This window comes from Stenotrophomonas sp. Bg11-02, from assembly GCF_002836635.1.
In the GTDB taxonomy this organism is placed as follows: Bacteria; Pseudomonadota; Gammaproteobacteria; order Xanthomonadales; family Xanthomonadaceae; genus Stenotrophomonas; species Stenotrophomonas lacuserhaii.
Window position 1 is genome coordinate 1 of the sequence record NZ_PJAY01000065.1, and the last position, 14571, is coordinate 14571.

Genomic DNA, 14571 nt, shown 5'->3' on the forward strand with positions numbered 1-14571 from the left:
GTCGCATGGATGCGAAAAGCGAGCCTCCACGGACGGATTCACGGCGTGTCCTGCACAGCCACCCCGCCCCGCCAACACGCAGCCCTGCAGCAGTGGCTCTGGCTCTGGCTCTCAGCTCACTGCGCCGCGCTGAAACTCCCGCAGCCGTGCAGCTGGCGCGTGCCCACGGTCAGCATCACCTTCGCATCGAAGGTCTTGCCACTCATATCGTCCTGGCACGGCACCCGCTGCACGCTCAACTTGATCGGCGTGCCATCGGCAGCCGCGCCGGCCCAGCCATCCGGGCCATGCGTGGGGGCAGCCACCTCGTACTGTGTCTGGCCGTAATCCACTTCCACGCGTAGCGCCGAACCAGTACCTGCGGCGACTTCGGCCAACCAGCCTGGCTCGTTGCCGGTCGCGCGGAAGGCGTCGGAAGCACGCCCCTCAGCGGCCGGAGCAACAACCGCCGCCGGCGCGTCGGAAGGCCCAGCAGCGGCGGCCTCGCCGTTTGGCGCTGGGTCCGCCGCAGGCTGGCAGGCGACCGCCAGGGCAACCACCAGCACGGTGGGCAGCAGGAAAAAAGATGGACGCATGTGCGCTCCTCTCCGTCGTTCAACAGCGCACCACGCTAACATCCGCACCGTCAACGCCACGGGAAACGCCGTTCGTGGCGTTCAGATTCCTGCCCGAGCAGGCGCAGCGGCCTGCGCACGCAGATGCCTCCGAAGCGCCATCAGGTTGGCATCCAACGTGTCCAGCTCCTGCCGCTGCTGCACTGGCAGCTGCGCGCGCATCTGCTGTCGCAACTGCTTCCACGCCTGCGGTGCCTGCGTCGATGCCGCCAGCAGCCGGGGCTGCAACGCGGCGAGTTCATCGGCCTGCGGCAGTCCATACCCCGGCCCACCCAGCAACGCGCCGGGCTGCAGCCATTGCCCCGCCTGCTCCAGCAACCCCTGCAACTGCCGCGCCCCATCGCTGTCACGCTCTGCCAGCAGGGCACGCTTCAACGTGTCGCGCGCACGCAGCTCGGCGCGTGCGGACGCGGCCTGTTCCAGCAGCAGCAGGCCGGCAGTGGCGCGCAGCCCGCCGCGTTGCAGCCACGGCGCACGCGTTGCGGCGTCCAGCTTCAGCCATGCCTGCGCGTCACGCGCCGGCAGCAACAGTTCGTCGCGCGCCGCAGCGAACAGCAGGTCGTAGTGCTGGTCGCTGGATTCGAAGTAGTAGCCTTGGCGGATCGCCGCGGCGCGGTCATGCAGCACGCTTTCATCCAGCCTGCCCAGCCGCGCCAGCCTGCGCCGGAGACCCCGTGGGCTGATGCGTTCGATGCCGGCCTCCTGCAGCGCAGGCACGCCCGCCTGCAGCAGCTTGGCAGTCTCCACCGCGCAGTTGTTGCCGATGAAGTAATAGCGGCCGTCGTAGCTCCAATGCACCTGCGCGCTGCGCTCGAGCAGGCCGGCGATCTCCTGCGCGGAAAGCTGCAGCGGCAGCGAGGCAAGGCCGCGCAGTTCCACCTTGGTGTACTCATCCACCACCTGCTGCAGCGGCAGCACGAACAGGCGTGAGGGGTAGCCCCCGGTCAGGCCACGCCAGCTGGACAGTTCAACATCGCCGACAAACGCACGGAACGACAGCACCCGGTGCTGGTCCAGGTCCAGCCGGCAGTCGGGCCCCGGTGCGCGCCCCTCGCGGCAGATCACCAACCGCAGCATGCTGTGGCCCCAGCGGCTCATCGGTACGTCGCCGCTCTCGGCGAACAGGTAATCCACCGCATAAACGCGTGCCGGATCCAATCGCGCCAGTTCAACCAGGCCTTCCTCCGCACCGGCCTGAAGCAGCGGCACGCCGGCATCACAGTCCGCCTGCCGTGGCGCCGGGCCCAGCGTCGCGGAAAACCAGCTCGCCAGGGCCGGACGGCGGCAGCCGAAGTCCGCATCCATGAGCCAGTGTTCCGCATTGACCGCCAGGTATTCGGCCGCGCTCTCGCGCTCGTAGTCGTCCGGACTGCGGTCACTGAAACGATTCGGGCTGCGCCCCAGTTTCCAGGGACGGCGCTGCCATCCGGCCAGTTCGCGGAAGCGCGCCTGGCCCGACCATCCACCGGCCTGCCCGCGATCAGCTACGTGCACCAGTTCATGGATCAGCGCGGCCTGCAGCACGCGGCCAGCCGCGTCTTCATGACCGCCAAGCAGAGAGCGCTGCAGCTGGATGTCGCCGGCGAATGCGCGGCCGGCAACATGCGCGGGCAGCGTGTCCACCCAGCGCACCGGCACCTGCGGTGGCAGCGCCGCGCGCAGCGTGCCAGGCAGGCGCTGGGCCACGGCATCCACGGCGCGCTCTGCGCGGGCGCGTTCGCCGGCGTCCAGCCCGTGCAGGTCAGGCGCCAGCTCGAACGCCAGCGTGGCCGGTGCCACGCACAGCAGCCACCACGCCAACCACGCGCGGCGGCGCATCGGCATCAGCGCGCGAGCAACGCCTGGGCCAGCGCGAGGTCGCTGGTTGCGCGGGCCGCCGCATCCTGCTCGCGCAGGTGGACCAGCGCCGCCTGCAGGCGGGCGCCACGGATCTGGCCATCGCTGGCAACAAAGGCGGCCGCATCATCGCGCGCAGCCAGGATCACCTTGTCATCGCCGGAGCTGCTGCCCGACGAATTCGACGACGCACCGGAGGCCGAGCCCGCCGAAGTTCCGGCGAAACTGGACGCACCCGCAGCCAGTGGCAGCACCAACAGGGACAGGGCAACGGGAACCAGCAGCGAAGGCAGTCGGGAGATCATGGTTTTGCTCGTGAAGGGTACGTGCAGAGCGTACCCGACCCATGACGCAAACGGCAGCTCAGAGATCAAAGACCTTGCCGGGATTCAGCCGGGCTTGCGGATCAAACGCGCGCTTGACCGCCTTCATCAAGCCGATTTCGGCCGGCCCGCGGGTGCTGTCCAGGTAGGCTTTCTTGACCAGCCCGATGCCGTGCTCGGCGGAGATGCTGCCATCGAAGCGTGCCAGCACCTGCGCCAGCAGCTTGGTCACCTGCTCGCACTGCTGCAGGAACTCCGCATCGCCGGTGTCATCGGGCTTGAGCACGTTGATGTGCAGGTTGCCATCGCCGATGTGGCCGAACCACACGACGTCGAACTGCGGGTAAGCCTGGGTGATCAGCGTCTGGGTTTCGGCGAGGAACGCCGGCATCGCCGAAATCCGCACCGACACGTCGTTCTTGTACGGCTTGTAACGCGCGACCGCCTCGGTGATGCCCTCGCGCAGGCGCCACAACTGCGCGGCCTGGGCGTCACTGGCACTGATCACCCCGTCGCTGACCCAGCCATTGCCCATGCAGTCTTCGAACGCCGCCATCGCCGCGGCTTCCTGCGCCTCGTCACCGGCGGCGAATTCGGTCACCACGTAATACGGATGCACCTGGTCGAACGGCGCCTGCGCGCCATGCGCCAGCACGTGCTTCAGTGCCTGGGCGGTGAAGAACTCGAAGGCCTGCAGCTGCAGCCGCGCACGGAACGCAGCGAACACCTGCATCAGCACCTCGAAGCTGGGCACGGCGAGCAGCATCACGTTGCTGGCCGGCGGCGGATCGGTCAGCTTCACCGTGGCTTCCACGATCACCCCCAGCGTACCCTCCGAGCCGATCAGCAGCTGGCGGAAGTCATACCCGCTGGAGTTCTTGATCAGGCCCTTGTTGAGCTCCAGCAGCTCACCGTCAGCGGTGACAACCTTAAGCCCGGCAATCCACTCGCGGGTATTGCCGTAGCGGATCACCCGGATACCGCCGGCATTGGTGGCGATGTTGCCGCCGATCGAGCAGGACCCGCGCGCAGCGAAATCCACCGGGTAGATGAGCCCGTGCTCCAGCGCCGCGTTGTGCAGCGACTCCAGCGGCATGCCCGCCTGCACCACCAGGGTCCGGTCCACCGCGTCGTAACCCAGCGCCTTGTTCATGCGCTCAAGGCTCAGCACCAGTTCGCCGTTGGCCGCCACCGCACCACCGGACAGGCCGGTACGTCCGCCCGACGGCACCACCGCCACGCCTTCGGCAGCACTCCAGCGCATTACCGCCTGCACCTCTTCCACGCTGGCCGGCAGCGCGATGGCCAATGGTGCCGGGGTCCAGCGCCGGGTCCAATCGCGCCCGTAATGCTCCAGATCAGCCGCGTCGGTCTTCAGGCGCAGGTCGGGAACGGCCTGCTGGAGGGAGGCAACGCGGGGATCGGTCATGGCAGTCCAGGCAGACACAGGCAGAACGGGAAAGCGTGCCAGTGCCGCCGTCCAGCGTCCAGCCCTGCGCGCGATCAGCAATGGCTACGTCTGCAACCAATTCCGCAGTGCACCATGGGCAGCCGCATCTGGCATAGTGATCAGCCCTTGCCCCACTGGCCGTGCCGTCCCATGTCGCCGAAGAAGACCTCCTACCCCAAGCAGGATATCCGCGTGTTGTTGCTGGAGGGGGTCAGCCAGACCGCCGTGGACGTGTTCACTGCGGCCGGCTACAGCCAGATCGAACTGCATTCCAAAGCGCTGCCCGAAGACGAGCTGAAGGCGCGCATCGCCGAAGCCCACATCGTCGGCATCCGCTCGCGCAGCCAGCTGTCGGCCGAGGTGCTGGCCGAGGCCAAGCGCGTGATCGCCGTGGGCTGCTTCTGCATCGGCACCAACCAGGTCGACCTGGACGCGGCTGAACTGGCCGGCATCCCGGTGTTCAACGCGCCCTACTCCAACACGCGCAGCGTGGCCGAACTGGTGATCGCCGAAGCCATCATGCTGACCCGCGGCATCCCGCAGAAGAACGCCGAATGCCACCGCGGTGGCTGGTCCAAATCGGCTGCCGGCAGCCACGAAGTACGCGGCAAGACGCTGGGCATCATCGGCTACGGCCATATCGGCACCCAGGTCGGCGTACTGGCCGAATCACTGGGCCTGCAGGTGATCTTCCACGACGTGGAAGCCAAGCTGGCGCTGGGCAACGCGCGCGCCGCGATCAGCCTGGACGACCTGCTGGAACGCTCGGACATCATCACCCTGCACGTGCCGGAGACCCCCGCCACGCAGTGGATGATCGGCGCGGCGGAACTGGCGAAGATGCGCCGCGGCGCGCATGTGATCAACGCCGCGCGCGGCACGATCGTCGACATCGCGGCGCTGGATGCAGCGCTCAGCTCCGGGCACATCGGCGGTGCGGCACTGGACGTGTTCCCGGTGGAACCCAAGGGCAACGGCGACCTCTTCGACTCCCCGCTGACCGCGCACGACAACGTGATCCTGACCCCGCACGTGGGCGGCAGCACGCTGGAAGCGCAGGACAACATCGGCATCGAAGTGGCGGCCAAGCTGGTCCGCTACAGCGACAACGGCAGCACGCTGACCGCGGTCAATTTCCCCGAAGTCACCCTGCCCGAGCACGACGGCAGCCTGCGCCTGCTGCACATCCACCGCAACGTGCCGGGCGTGCTGTCCAAGGTCAACGAAATCTTCTCGCGCCACAACGTCAACATCGACGGCCAGTTCCTGCGCACCGACGCGAAGGTGGGCTACGTGGTGATCGACATCACCGCCAGCGTGGAGCAGGCCGGCGCGGTACGCGATGAACTGGCCGCCATCCCCGGTACCCTGCGCACCCGCGTGCTGTACAGCTGACCAGCGGATCGGTAGCGCCGAACCATGCTCGGCGGCTCTTTGCCGGCGCGACCGGATAGCGTTCGCCGAGCACGGCTCGGCGCTACCCGCGGCTCAGCCAGCGGCGGGCCATCCGCCGCAGCGATTCATCCGCCTGCGGGTCGGCGGCGATCGGGGCGATGTCGCGCCAGGCCAGCGCCAGCGACTCTTCGCTGATCGCGAAGGCTTCCGAAGCGCCCGCGCGGATCACGAAACGCACGTCGTAGTGCCAATGCCCCGGCACGTCGTGACGCTCCGGGATCCAATGCTTGTCCAGATCGAAGATCGCCGGATCGTCCAGTGACAGCCCGGACAGCCCGGATTCTTCCTCGGCTTCATTGAAGGCCACCCGCGCCAGGTCGTGATCGCCATCGGCATGCCCACCCAGCTGCAGCCATCGGTCCAGCTTGCGGTGGTGGGTCAGTAGAACCCGTTGCCCGTCGGCGCTGACCAGCCACGCGCTTCCGGTGAAATGGCCTTGCAGCCGCTCGCGAAAAAACGGATCCAGCGGATCATCGAGAAGTGTGCTGAATTCGTCAGCCAATGCGCCCTGCACAGGCACTTCAAGCGCGTATCGGCGAAGCAGTTGACGCAACGCATCGTCAAGCAGGCCAAGGGTTGCGACAGTTTCCGACATGTCCGGCACGCGTTCAGCAAAAGTATCGGCCATTATCGCCAGAAAATATTGCACATGCGGCTTGTGCATCACCTTCAGCTTTGGCTAAGGTACAGCGAGCCATTCGCATGGCCTTCACCAACCATACGCGCCGGCGGCAACGCATCGCCGGCCAATCAACGACCACTTAGGGAAGTACCGCATGCTGAAAGCTCTGTTGAGGGTCAAACCGGTTGAGCCAGCCGGGCACGTTGACGCTGGCGAACCCATCGAAGGCCGCCTGGACGGCGAAGCCACCCTGAAACGGACGCTCACGGCAAAACACCTGATCCTGCTCGGCATCGGCGCGGTGATCGGTGCGGGCATCTTCGTGATGACCGGCCAGGCCGCGGCGTTCCATGCCGGCCCCGCCGTCACCCTGTCCTTCGTGGCCGCTGGCCTGGCCTGCGCACTGGCCGGCCTGTGCTATGCCGAGTTCGCCGCGATGATGCCGGTATCCGGCAGTGCCTATTCCTATTCCTATGCCACGCTGGGCGAAGGCATGGCCTGGTTCATCGGCTGGTGCCTGGTGCTGGAGTACCTGTTTGCCTCCGCGTCGGTTGCCGTTGCCTGGTCGGCCTATCTGCTGAGCTTCGTGACCACTACGCTGGACATGCCCTTCCCGGCCGCCCTCAGCTCGGCGCCCATCGCCTGGGAAGGCGGCCGGTTCGTCTCCTCGGGGCAGCTGTTCAACCTGCCGGCGGTGTTGATCGTGGCGGTGATGACCGGGCTGCTGTACGTGGGCATTTCCCAGTCGTCCTTCGTCAACGGCATCATCGTCGCCATCAAGGTCAGCGTGATCTGCCTCTTCATCGGCTTTGGCGCCTCGCACATCGACACCGCCAACTGGCAACCCTTCATCCCGGAGAACACCGGCACCTTCGGTGAGTTCGGCTGGAGTGGCGTACTGCGCGCCGGCTCGATCGTGTTCTTCGCCTTCATCGGCTTCGATGCGGTGTCCACCGCCGCCGGCGAGACCAAGGACCCACAACGCAACATGCCGATCGGCCTGCTCGGCTCGCTGGCCGTCTGCACCGTGATCTACGTGATCGTATGCCTGGTGCTGACCGGCCTGCTGCCTTACCAGCAGCTGGGAACCGCCAAGCCGGTCGCCACCGCGCTGGAAGCCTATCCGCAGCTGGCATGGCTGAAAACCGCCGTGGAGATCGGCGCCATCGCTGGTCTGTCCTCGGTGATCCTGGTGATGATGATGGGCCAGACCCGCATCGCCTACACGATTTCCCGCGACGGCCTGCTGCCAGGCTTCCTGGGCAAAGTCCATGCGCGCTTCAAGACGCCGTACGTGGCCACCATAATCGTCGGTGTCATCGCCGCGGCACTGGCCGGCATGATGCCGCTGAACGTGCTCGGTGAACTGGTGTCGATGGGCACCCTGCTGGCCTTCGCCACGGTCTGCGTCGGCGTGCTGGTGCTGCGCTACACCCGTCCGGAACTGGTGCGTCCGTTCCGCGTGCCGATGGCCTGGCTGATCTGTCCGCTGGGTGCGCTGGCGTGCCTTACCCTGTTCGCCATGGCCTTCCGCGAACACTGGCACCTGTTCGTCGGCTGGACCGTGCTGGGGCTGTTGATCTACTTCGGCTACGGCATGCGCAACAGCAAGCTGGCCAAGTCCTCCTGATACATTGACGGGTCGGCCCTCGCCGGCCCGTCTGCTTTGATACCGGCACATTCCGCAGGCACCGGTTGCCTGCACGCACCCACAAGAACACACACCCATGCTCAAGCAACTGTGGGCCACCAAGCACCCGCACGCCGCCCACGAAGATGCCAACGGCCTCAGCCTCACCCGTACGCTGGGGCCCTGGGGCCTGACCGCACTGGGCATCGGCGCGGTGATCGGCGGCGGCATCTTCGTCATCACCGGCCAGGCCGCCGCCAACCATGCCGGACCGGCGATCATGCTGTCCTTCGTGCTGGCCGCCATCTGTTGTGGTTTCTGCGCGCTGGCCTACGCCGAATTCGCCGCGATGGTGCCGGTTTCCGGCAGTGCCTACAGCTACACCTATGCCACCTTCGGTGAGCTGGCGGCGTGGTTCATCGGCTGGATGCTGGTGCTGGAATACGGCGTCTCCGCCTCGGCGGTGGCGGTCAGCTGGACCGGCTACTTCCTCAGCCTGCTCAGCCATTTCGACATCCACCTGCCCGCCGCGCTGGTCAGCGCGCCACTGGACGGCCAGCTGCGCCCCACCGGGGCGATCGCCAACATCCCCGCTGCGATCCTGGTGCTGCTGCTGACCTGGCTGTGCTACGTCGGCATCCGCAAGTCCTCGGCGATGAACATGGCCATGGTGATCCTGAAAACCGGCCTGATCGTGCTGGTCATCGCGGTGGGCTGGAAGTACGTGGACACGTCCAACTGGCAGCCGTTCATCCCTGAAAACACCGGCCCCGGCCAGTTCGGCATGGAAGGCGTGCTGCGCGGTGCGGCGATGGTGTTCTTCGCCTACATCGGCTTCGAGGCGGTCTCGGTGGCGGCCCAGGAATCGCACCGTCCGCAGCGTGACATGCCGATCGGCATGATGCTCTCGCTGGTGATCTGCACCATCCTGTACATCGCCATGGCGGCGGTCATGACCGGCCTGGTGCCGTACACGCTGCTGGGCACCGATGAGCCGGTGGTGACTGCGGTGGCCGCCCACCCGTCCCTGGGCTGGCTGCGCGTGGTGGTGGAAATCGGTGCGCTGGTCGGCCTGTCCTCGGTGGTGCTGGTGATGATCATCGGCCAGCCGCGCATCTTCATGATCATGGGCAGAGACGGCCTGTTGCCGCCCCTGTTCACCAAGATCCACCCGAAGTACCGCACTCCGCACATCAACACGGTGATCACCGGCATCGGCATCGCCCTGCTGGCCGCGCTGTTTCCGTTGGACGTGCTGGGCGAGTTGACCTCGATGGGCACCCTGATCGCCTTCGCCGCGGTGTGCGCCGGCGTGCTGGTACTGCGCCGCACCCAGCCGGACCTGCCGCGGCCGTTCCGCATCCGCGGTGCCTGGCTGGTCTGCAGCCTGGGCGTGCTGAGCTGCATGGCACTGCTGTCGGCCATGACGTTCCACAACTGGATGCTGATGGGCGTGTGGACAGCGGTCGGTTTCGCGATCTACTTCGGTTACGGCTTCCGCCACAGCCGCCTGCGCCGGTAACAGGCAGCGGGTAGCGCCACGCCATGGGTTGGTAGCGCCGGGGCATGCTCGGCGAGCGCAGCGGCAAGCGACAGCGTGACGACCAACGGTCGTCACCCACCAACGGCCAGCGGCCGTCACTGCCGGGGCAGGCACGCGCCCTGCCCGGCGGGACCGGATAGAATGGGGCGCATGAACGCGCCCCTTTTTCCGTATGACAGCCAGCGCCTGAGCGAACTGGCGCAGCTGCTGATCGACAACATCCGCGAGCTGGCCCAGGCCGGCTGGACGCCCGCGACCAGCAGCAACTTCTCGCATCGGCTGGATGACCAGCATGCGGCGATCACCGTGTCCGGCCGTGACAAGGGCCGCCTGATCGAAGACGACATCATGGTGGTGGACTTCGACGGCAAGGCCGTCGGCCGGCCGCTGCGCCCGTCTGCCGAAACGCTGCTGCATACCCAGCTGTATCGCCGCTTCCCCGAAGTCGGCTGCGTGCTGCACACCCATTCTCCAGTGCAGACCATCGCCTCGCGGCTGTACGCACCCCAGGGCCACATCCGGCTGGAAGGCTACGAGCTGCTGAAGGCCTTCGCCGGCAACAGCACCCATGAGATGGCCATCGACGCGCCGGTGTTCGCCAACACGCAGGACATGGACGTGCTGGCCGCCCAGGTCGACGCGCTGCTGGATACTCAGTGCCTGTGGGGCTACCTGATCGACGGCCACGGCCTGTACGCCTGGGGCCGCGACATGGCCGAAGCACGCCGCCACCTGGAGGCGTTCGAGTTCCTGTTCCACTGTGAACTGGAACTGCGCCGCCTGCGAGGCTGAATCCGGAGCGCTCACATGGCCGATGGAAATCTGACCCCGCCGCGCCACGCTGCTACCCTACCCGTCCCCCCGACGTCCAAGCTGCCGCCATGAGCCGACTGCGCATCTACAACGACACCGCCCCCGACGCCCCGTTGCTGGTCTCCCAGGACGGCGCGCTGATCGCTGCCGAACTGCAGAAGATCGGCGTCACCTTCGAGCGCTGGCAGGCCAGCCAGCCGGTCGCCCCGGGCGCCAGCCAGGAAGAGGTTTTCGCCGCTTACCGCACCGACATCGACCGGCTGGTCGCCGAACGCGGGTTCAAGAGCGTGGATGTCGCATCGATCGCGCCGGACAACCCGAACCGTGCAGAACTGCGGAAGAAGTTCCTCGACGAGCATTTCCACAAGGAAGACGAAGTCCGCTTCTTCGTCGCAGGCTCCGGCCTGTTCACCCTGCACGTGGGCGACAAGGTCTACGAGATCGAGTGCGTGAAGGACGACCTGATCGCCGTGCCGGACAGCGTCAACCATTGGTTCGACATGGGCGATGAACCGAGCTTCGTGGCGATCCGCTTCTTTACTGAAGCCGATGGCTGGGTCGGTCATTTCACCGGCACCGACATCGCGCAGAAGTTCCCCCGTTACGTCCCTACCCAGGCCTGAATATCCATGCAGCCGCGCGTCATCCTCACCGATATCGAAGGCACCACCAGCAGCATCTCGTTCGTCAAGAACGTGCTGTTCCCGTATGCACGCCAGGCGCTGCCCGGCTTCATCGCCGCCCATGGCAACGAGCCGCAGGTCCGGCGCTGGCTGGATGCGGTGGCCACCGAGATCGGTGGCGCCTGCCAGGACAGCGTGGTGGCAGAAACGCTGCAGGGCTGGATCGACCAGGATCGCAAGCACACGGCGCTGAAGGCGCTGCAGGGCATGATCTGGGAATCCGGTTACCGCAACGGTGACTACAAGGCGCACTTCTATCCGGAAGTCGCCGCAGTGCTGAAGGGCTGGCATGCCGCAGGGCTGCCGCTGTACGTGTATTCCTCCGGCTCGGTGCCGGCACAGAAGCAGTTCTTCGGCTTCAGCGAAGCCGGTGACCTGACGGCGCTGGTCTCCGGCTGGTTCGATACCGAAATCGGCGGCAAGCGCGAGGCGGACAGCTACCGCCGTATCGTGGCGGCCATCGGTGTTCCCGCCGCTGGGATCGTGTTCCTGTCCGACGTGGTGGAAGAGCTCGATGCGGCGCGCGAAGCCGGCCTGCAGACCCGCCTGCTGGACCGCCTGGACGACTACCCGCTGCCGCGCAGCGGCGAGGCCACGCACGGCCATGAACGGGTAGAGAATTTCCAGCAGATCACGCTCTGAGCGAGCGGCGCCGGCCAGGCCCTGGCAGCGCCGGGCCGTGCTCGGCGGGGCCCTCCCGCGCACGGCCGCAGATCATGCTCTGAGCGAGCCGCGCGGCCAAGCCCTGGTAGCGCCGAGCCGTGCTCGGCGGGGGCCTTCCCGCGCACAGCCGCCGAGCATGGCTCGGCGCTACCGACTCCCTTCCAGCACGTCGCCCAGGGTCTGCACGCGCAGTGCCGCGCGCAGCGTCCGGGCGTCACTGGCCGAGCGCACACGCAGCACCCGGCGCTCGCCCGGCAGCAGGTCCAGCAGGTTGTCCTCCAGCACCGCTTCGTTTGCCCCGAATCCGATCCATGCCGCGCGCACCAGCCCGCGTGCCTGCAGCACCACTTCGAGCGCATCGCCCTCGCCCTGCAGGCTTGCCTGCAGCTGGCCGGGCTGCAACGCCTGATCGCGCGCCTCGACGAAGCCGACCACCTGCCGCGACAGCAGCCGCTGGTCCTGCAGCAGTTCCACCACCGCAATCGTGCGCGCCGGATCCGCCCCACCCAGCAGGCGCGCATCGCTGAAACGCCCGACCTCGGTCGCTGATCCCGGCGCCAGCACCACCGCCTGTTCCTGCGTACCCAGCACCTGCCCCTGCAGGTCCATCACCCGCAGCCGCCAGCGCACTGGGTGAGGCTGCGCAGTATCGTTGAGCAGGCTCACGCGGGTCATCCCGTCATCGCGCAGCGCCGCGACGGCAAGGTCGGCGAAGAAGCGACGTGCCTGGAAATGCAGCCCCTTCCAGTTGCCGTCGTGGTCCATTCCCGACCACGATGCACCCGGCCACACATCATTGAGCTGCCAGTACAGCGAACCCATGGTGTAGGGACGCGATGCCCGGTGGTGCAGTGCAGCCAGCTGGATGCCTTCAGCCTGCATCACCTGGGACAGGTACAGGAACGCGGGGAAATCAGCCGGCTCGCCATAGCCGAGCCGGATGTAATGCAGCAGCCGTTCGTTGCCCTGCCCGGCCATGAATTTCTGGTGGGCCTGGATCACCGGACTGTCGATGCGCTGCTCGGCACGCGTGGCGAAGCGGTCGACCATGGCCTGCGACGGCCAGGACTGCAGGCCATACTCGGACATGAAGCGCGGCGTTTCTTTCAGGTAGGCGCCGACCGGCAATGCCGGATTGCCCCACACCTGCCAGTAATGCTTGTCACCGCGGGTGGAGTCGTTGGCCTTGTCATCCAGGTCGTTGCTGGGCGAGCTGGACCAGTACGGGACACCCAGGCCCTGTTCGGCCACGACCGCGCGCAGGTCATGCCCGAACAGGTCCACGTAGCCCTGCCACACGCGGGCGGCGAACGCAGGGTCGGCCTTTCCAAGATCGCGGCCATGCCCCCAATCCTTCCAAGCCGTTTCTTCTTCGTTGTTGCCACACCACAGCACGATGCTGGGGTGGTGGCGCAGCCGCCGTACGTTGTCGCGGGCCTCGGCGACCACGCTCTGCCGGAACGCCGGATCGAACCCCGGCTGCATGCCGCCGCCGAACATGAAGTCCTGCCATACCATCAGCCCGAGCTCGTCTGCCAGCTCGAAGTACGCCTCGTCTTCGTAGTAACCGCCGCCCCAGTTGCGCAGCATGTTCATGTTGGCATCGCGTGCGGCGGTGAGGATGGTGCGCAGGCGGGCGGTGTCCACGCGTGCGGGGAACGCATCGAAGGGGATCACGTTGGCCCCCTTGGCGAACACCTCGCGCCCGTTGATCACGAAGGCGAAGCCCTGGCCACCCTGGGCATCCTTGCCGCGCCGCAGCTCCACGCTGCGCAGGCCGATCCGTCGGCTGGCCTGCAGTGCCGGATCGTCGCCCGCACCCAGCGTGACCTGCACGCTGTAGCGGTCCTGCGCGCCCTGCCCGGCCGGCCACCAGCGACGCGGCTTCGGGACCTGCAACGGCACCTGCAGCGTCTGCCTTCCCGCCTTCACCCGGACATCGCGAACTATCCGCACCACAGCCTTGCCGTCCGGATCGCGCACCTCCAGCCGCAGTGGCAACGTCGCGTCGGCGCCGGCATGTTCGACCTCGACCAGAGCGGTCAGCGCGGCGAGGTTTGCATCCAGCGCCTCGGTGCGCATGGCCAGGTCGGTCACCCGTTGTGCGCCCCACGCCTCCAGCCGTACGGGCCTCCACACGCCTGCGGTGACATAGCGCGGCCCCCAGTCCCAACCGAAATGGTAGGCCGGCTTGCGCACGAAATTGCCGACCATCGCATCGCGCGGCTCGTCGCCATAAGGCGAGGGATAGTTGCCCGCGATCTTGTGCGGCATCGCCTGCACGGCCGGCAGCAACCGGGTGATCGGCGAACGGAAGACGATGCGCACCACGTTGCCCCGCGACTGCAGGCGACCTTCGACGCGCGCCTTCCACGTCCGGTGCGCGTTGTCTGCGCGCAGCAACGGCTGGCCGTTGAGTTCCACTTCGGCGAAGGTATCGAGCCCTTCGAACACCAGCTCGGCGTGCGGCCGCGCCAGCGTCGCCGGATCCACATCGAAGCCAGCGCGATATTCCCAATCCGCCAGCCCGATCCACTGCAGCTGCGCTTCCGGCGCACCGACATACGGGTCGCGGATCAAGCCGGCGGCCAGCAGATCGGTATGCACACTGCCCGGCACCTGCGCTGCGCCCCAGCCTGCCGCTTCCGGATGCACGGCCACCTGCGCCCCACCCGGCAGCAGCCGGAACTCCCAGCGTGCCTGCAGCACACCGGCCTGTGCCAGCACCGGCAACAGACACGCCAGCACTACCGCACCGAACCGCACCCACGCATTCCAGATCCGCATCCGAACACCCCGTCGCAACAATGATTCCGCCTGGAAAGCCCCACACCGTAAGTGTCTGGCTCTGAACCCGCCGCGCACGCGGGAATCCGGCTGGGCTGCGGCGGGGAGGCCCGCGCAGGACCGTTGGCGCCCCGCACGGGCGGAAACGAGCC

Annotated in this window: 11 protein-coding genes and 1 pseudogene; 6 read left to right on the forward strand and 6 right to left on the reverse strand. The window is 67.2% G+C overall.

What is annotated here, in order from left to right; translation table 11 throughout:
• Positions 1-116: 116 nt before the first annotated feature.
• The 4 genes and pseudogenes from CXG43_RS14280 to CXG43_RS14295 form a co-directional block, all read right to left on the reverse strand.
• A pseudogene (locus CXG43_RS14280) lies at positions 117-428 on the reverse strand (hypothetical protein); the annotation flags it as partial.
• A gap of 228 nt (positions 429-656) precedes the next feature.
• Positions 657-2438 (reverse strand): DUF4105 domain-containing protein, encoded by a 1782-nt coding sequence (locus CXG43_RS14285; protein ID WP_101100526.1) that lies wholly within the window; start codon positions 2436-2438, stop codon positions 657-659.
• Entirely contained in the window at positions 2438-2755 is a 318-nt protein-coding gene (locus tag CXG43_RS14290; RefSeq protein ID WP_101100527.1) for a DUF2388 domain-containing protein, read from the reverse strand. The genes CXG43_RS14285 and CXG43_RS14290 overlap by 1 nt, the downstream gene beginning before the upstream one ends.
• A 58-nt stretch (positions 2756-2813) precedes the next feature.
• Positions 2814-4202, reverse strand: a complete 1389-nt coding sequence (locus CXG43_RS14295) for an FAD-binding oxidoreductase (protein WP_101100528.1) — start codon at positions 4200-4202, stop codon at positions 2814-2816.
• Positions 4203-4373: 171 nt separating this feature from the next.
• Between CXG43_RS14295 and serA the strand changes: the two genes are divergently transcribed.
• The gene (serA, locus tag CXG43_RS14300) at positions 4374-5618 is read left to right on the forward strand and encodes a phosphoglycerate dehydrogenase (RefSeq protein ID WP_101100529.1); all 1245 of its coding nucleotides are present in this window, start codon (positions 4374-4376) and stop codon (positions 5616-5618) included.
• 82 nt (positions 5619-5700) lie between these two features.
• Here the strand turns inward: serA and CXG43_RS14305 are convergent, their stop codons facing one another.
• Positions 5701-6273: an NUDIX hydrolase gene (locus CXG43_RS14305; RefSeq protein ID WP_101100592.1), complete on the reverse strand. Its 573-nt coding sequence runs from the start codon at positions 6271-6273 to the stop codon at positions 5701-5703.
• Positions 6274-6454: 181 nt separating this feature from the next.
• Here CXG43_RS14305 and CXG43_RS14310 point away from each other — a divergent pair, with 181 nt between their 5' ends.
• The 5 genes from CXG43_RS14310 to mtnC all read left to right on the forward strand — a co-directional run bounded on the left by CXG43_RS14310 (position 6455) and on the right by mtnC (position 11611).
• Positions 6455-7930 carry an amino acid permease gene (locus CXG43_RS14310; RefSeq protein WP_101100530.1) on the forward strand — a complete coding sequence of 492 codons (1476 nt, stop codon included), beginning with the start codon at positions 6455-6457 and terminating at the stop codon, positions 7928-7930.
• A gap of 97 nt (positions 7931-8027) precedes the next feature.
• Positions 8028-9452: an amino acid permease gene (locus CXG43_RS14315; protein WP_101100531.1), complete on the forward strand. Its 1425-nt coding sequence runs from the start codon at positions 8028-8030 to the stop codon at positions 9450-9452.
• A gap of 171 nt (positions 9453-9623) precedes the next feature.
• On the forward strand, positions 9624-10265 hold the full coding sequence (locus CXG43_RS14320) for a methylthioribulose 1-phosphate dehydratase (RefSeq protein ID WP_101100532.1): 642 nt from the start codon (positions 9624-9626) through the stop codon (positions 10263-10265).
• 89 nt (positions 10266-10354) lie between these two features.
• On the forward strand, positions 10355-10909 hold the full coding sequence (locus CXG43_RS14325; protein WP_101100533.1) for an acireductone dioxygenase: 555 nt from the start codon (positions 10355-10357) through the stop codon (positions 10907-10909).
• A gap of 6 nt (positions 10910-10915) precedes the next feature.
• The gene (mtnC, locus tag CXG43_RS14330; protein WP_101100534.1) at positions 10916-11611 is read left to right on the forward strand and encodes an acireductone synthase; all 696 of its coding nucleotides are present in this window, start codon (positions 10916-10918) and stop codon (positions 11609-11611) included.
• A 168-nt stretch (positions 11612-11779) separates the two neighbouring features.
• On the opposite strand, the gene CXG43_RS14335 is transcribed toward mtnC, so the two are convergent.
• Positions 11780-14419 (reverse strand): glycoside hydrolase family 2 protein, encoded by a 2640-nt coding sequence (locus tag CXG43_RS14335; protein WP_101100535.1) that lies wholly within the window; start codon positions 14417-14419, stop codon positions 11780-11782.
• Between the last annotated feature and the right edge of the window lie 152 nt (positions 14420-14571).

What these genes read in the sequence shown, in the direction of transcription:
- CXG43_RS14325 (WP_101100533.1), top strand. Translation starts at nt 10,355, where the DNA reads ATGAGCCGACTGCGCATCTACAACGACACCGCCCCCGACGCCCCGTTG.
- serA (WP_101100529.1), top strand. Translation starts at nt 4,374, where the DNA reads ATGTCGCCGAAGAAGACCTCCTACCCCAAGCAGGATATCCGCGTGTTG.
- CXG43_RS14335 (WP_101100535.1), bottom strand. Translation starts at nt 14,419, where the DNA reads ATGCGGATCTGGAATGCGTGGGTGCGGTTCGGTGCGGTAGTGCTGGCG.
- CXG43_RS14310 (WP_101100530.1), top strand. Translation starts at nt 6,455, where the DNA reads ATGCTGAAAGCTCTGTTGAGGGTCAAACCGGTTGAGCCAGCCGGGCAC.
- CXG43_RS14315 (WP_101100531.1), top strand. Translation starts at nt 8,028, where the DNA reads ATGCTCAAGCAACTGTGGGCCACCAAGCACCCGCACGCCGCCCACGAA.
- CXG43_RS14290 (WP_101100527.1), bottom strand. Translation starts at nt 2,755, where the DNA reads ATGATCTCCCGACTGCCTTCGCTGCTGGTTCCCGTTGCCCTGTCCCTG.
- CXG43_RS14285 (WP_101100526.1), bottom strand. Translation starts at nt 2,438, where the DNA reads ATGCCGATGCGCCGCCGCGCGTGGTTGGCGTGGTGGCTGCTGTGCGTG.
- CXG43_RS14320 (WP_101100532.1), top strand. Translation starts at nt 9,624, where the DNA reads ATGAACGCGCCCCTTTTTCCGTATGACAGCCAGCGCCTGAGCGAACTG.
- mtnC (WP_101100534.1), top strand. Translation starts at nt 10,916, where the DNA reads ATGCAGCCGCGCGTCATCCTCACCGATATCGAAGGCACCACCAGCAGC.
- CXG43_RS14295 (WP_101100528.1), bottom strand. Translation starts at nt 4,202, where the DNA reads ATGACCGATCCCCGCGTTGCCTCCCTCCAGCAGGCCGTTCCCGACCTG.
- CXG43_RS14305 (WP_101100592.1), bottom strand. Translation starts at nt 6,273, where the DNA reads ATGTCGGAAACTGTCGCAACCCTTGGCCTGCTTGACGATGCGTTGCGT.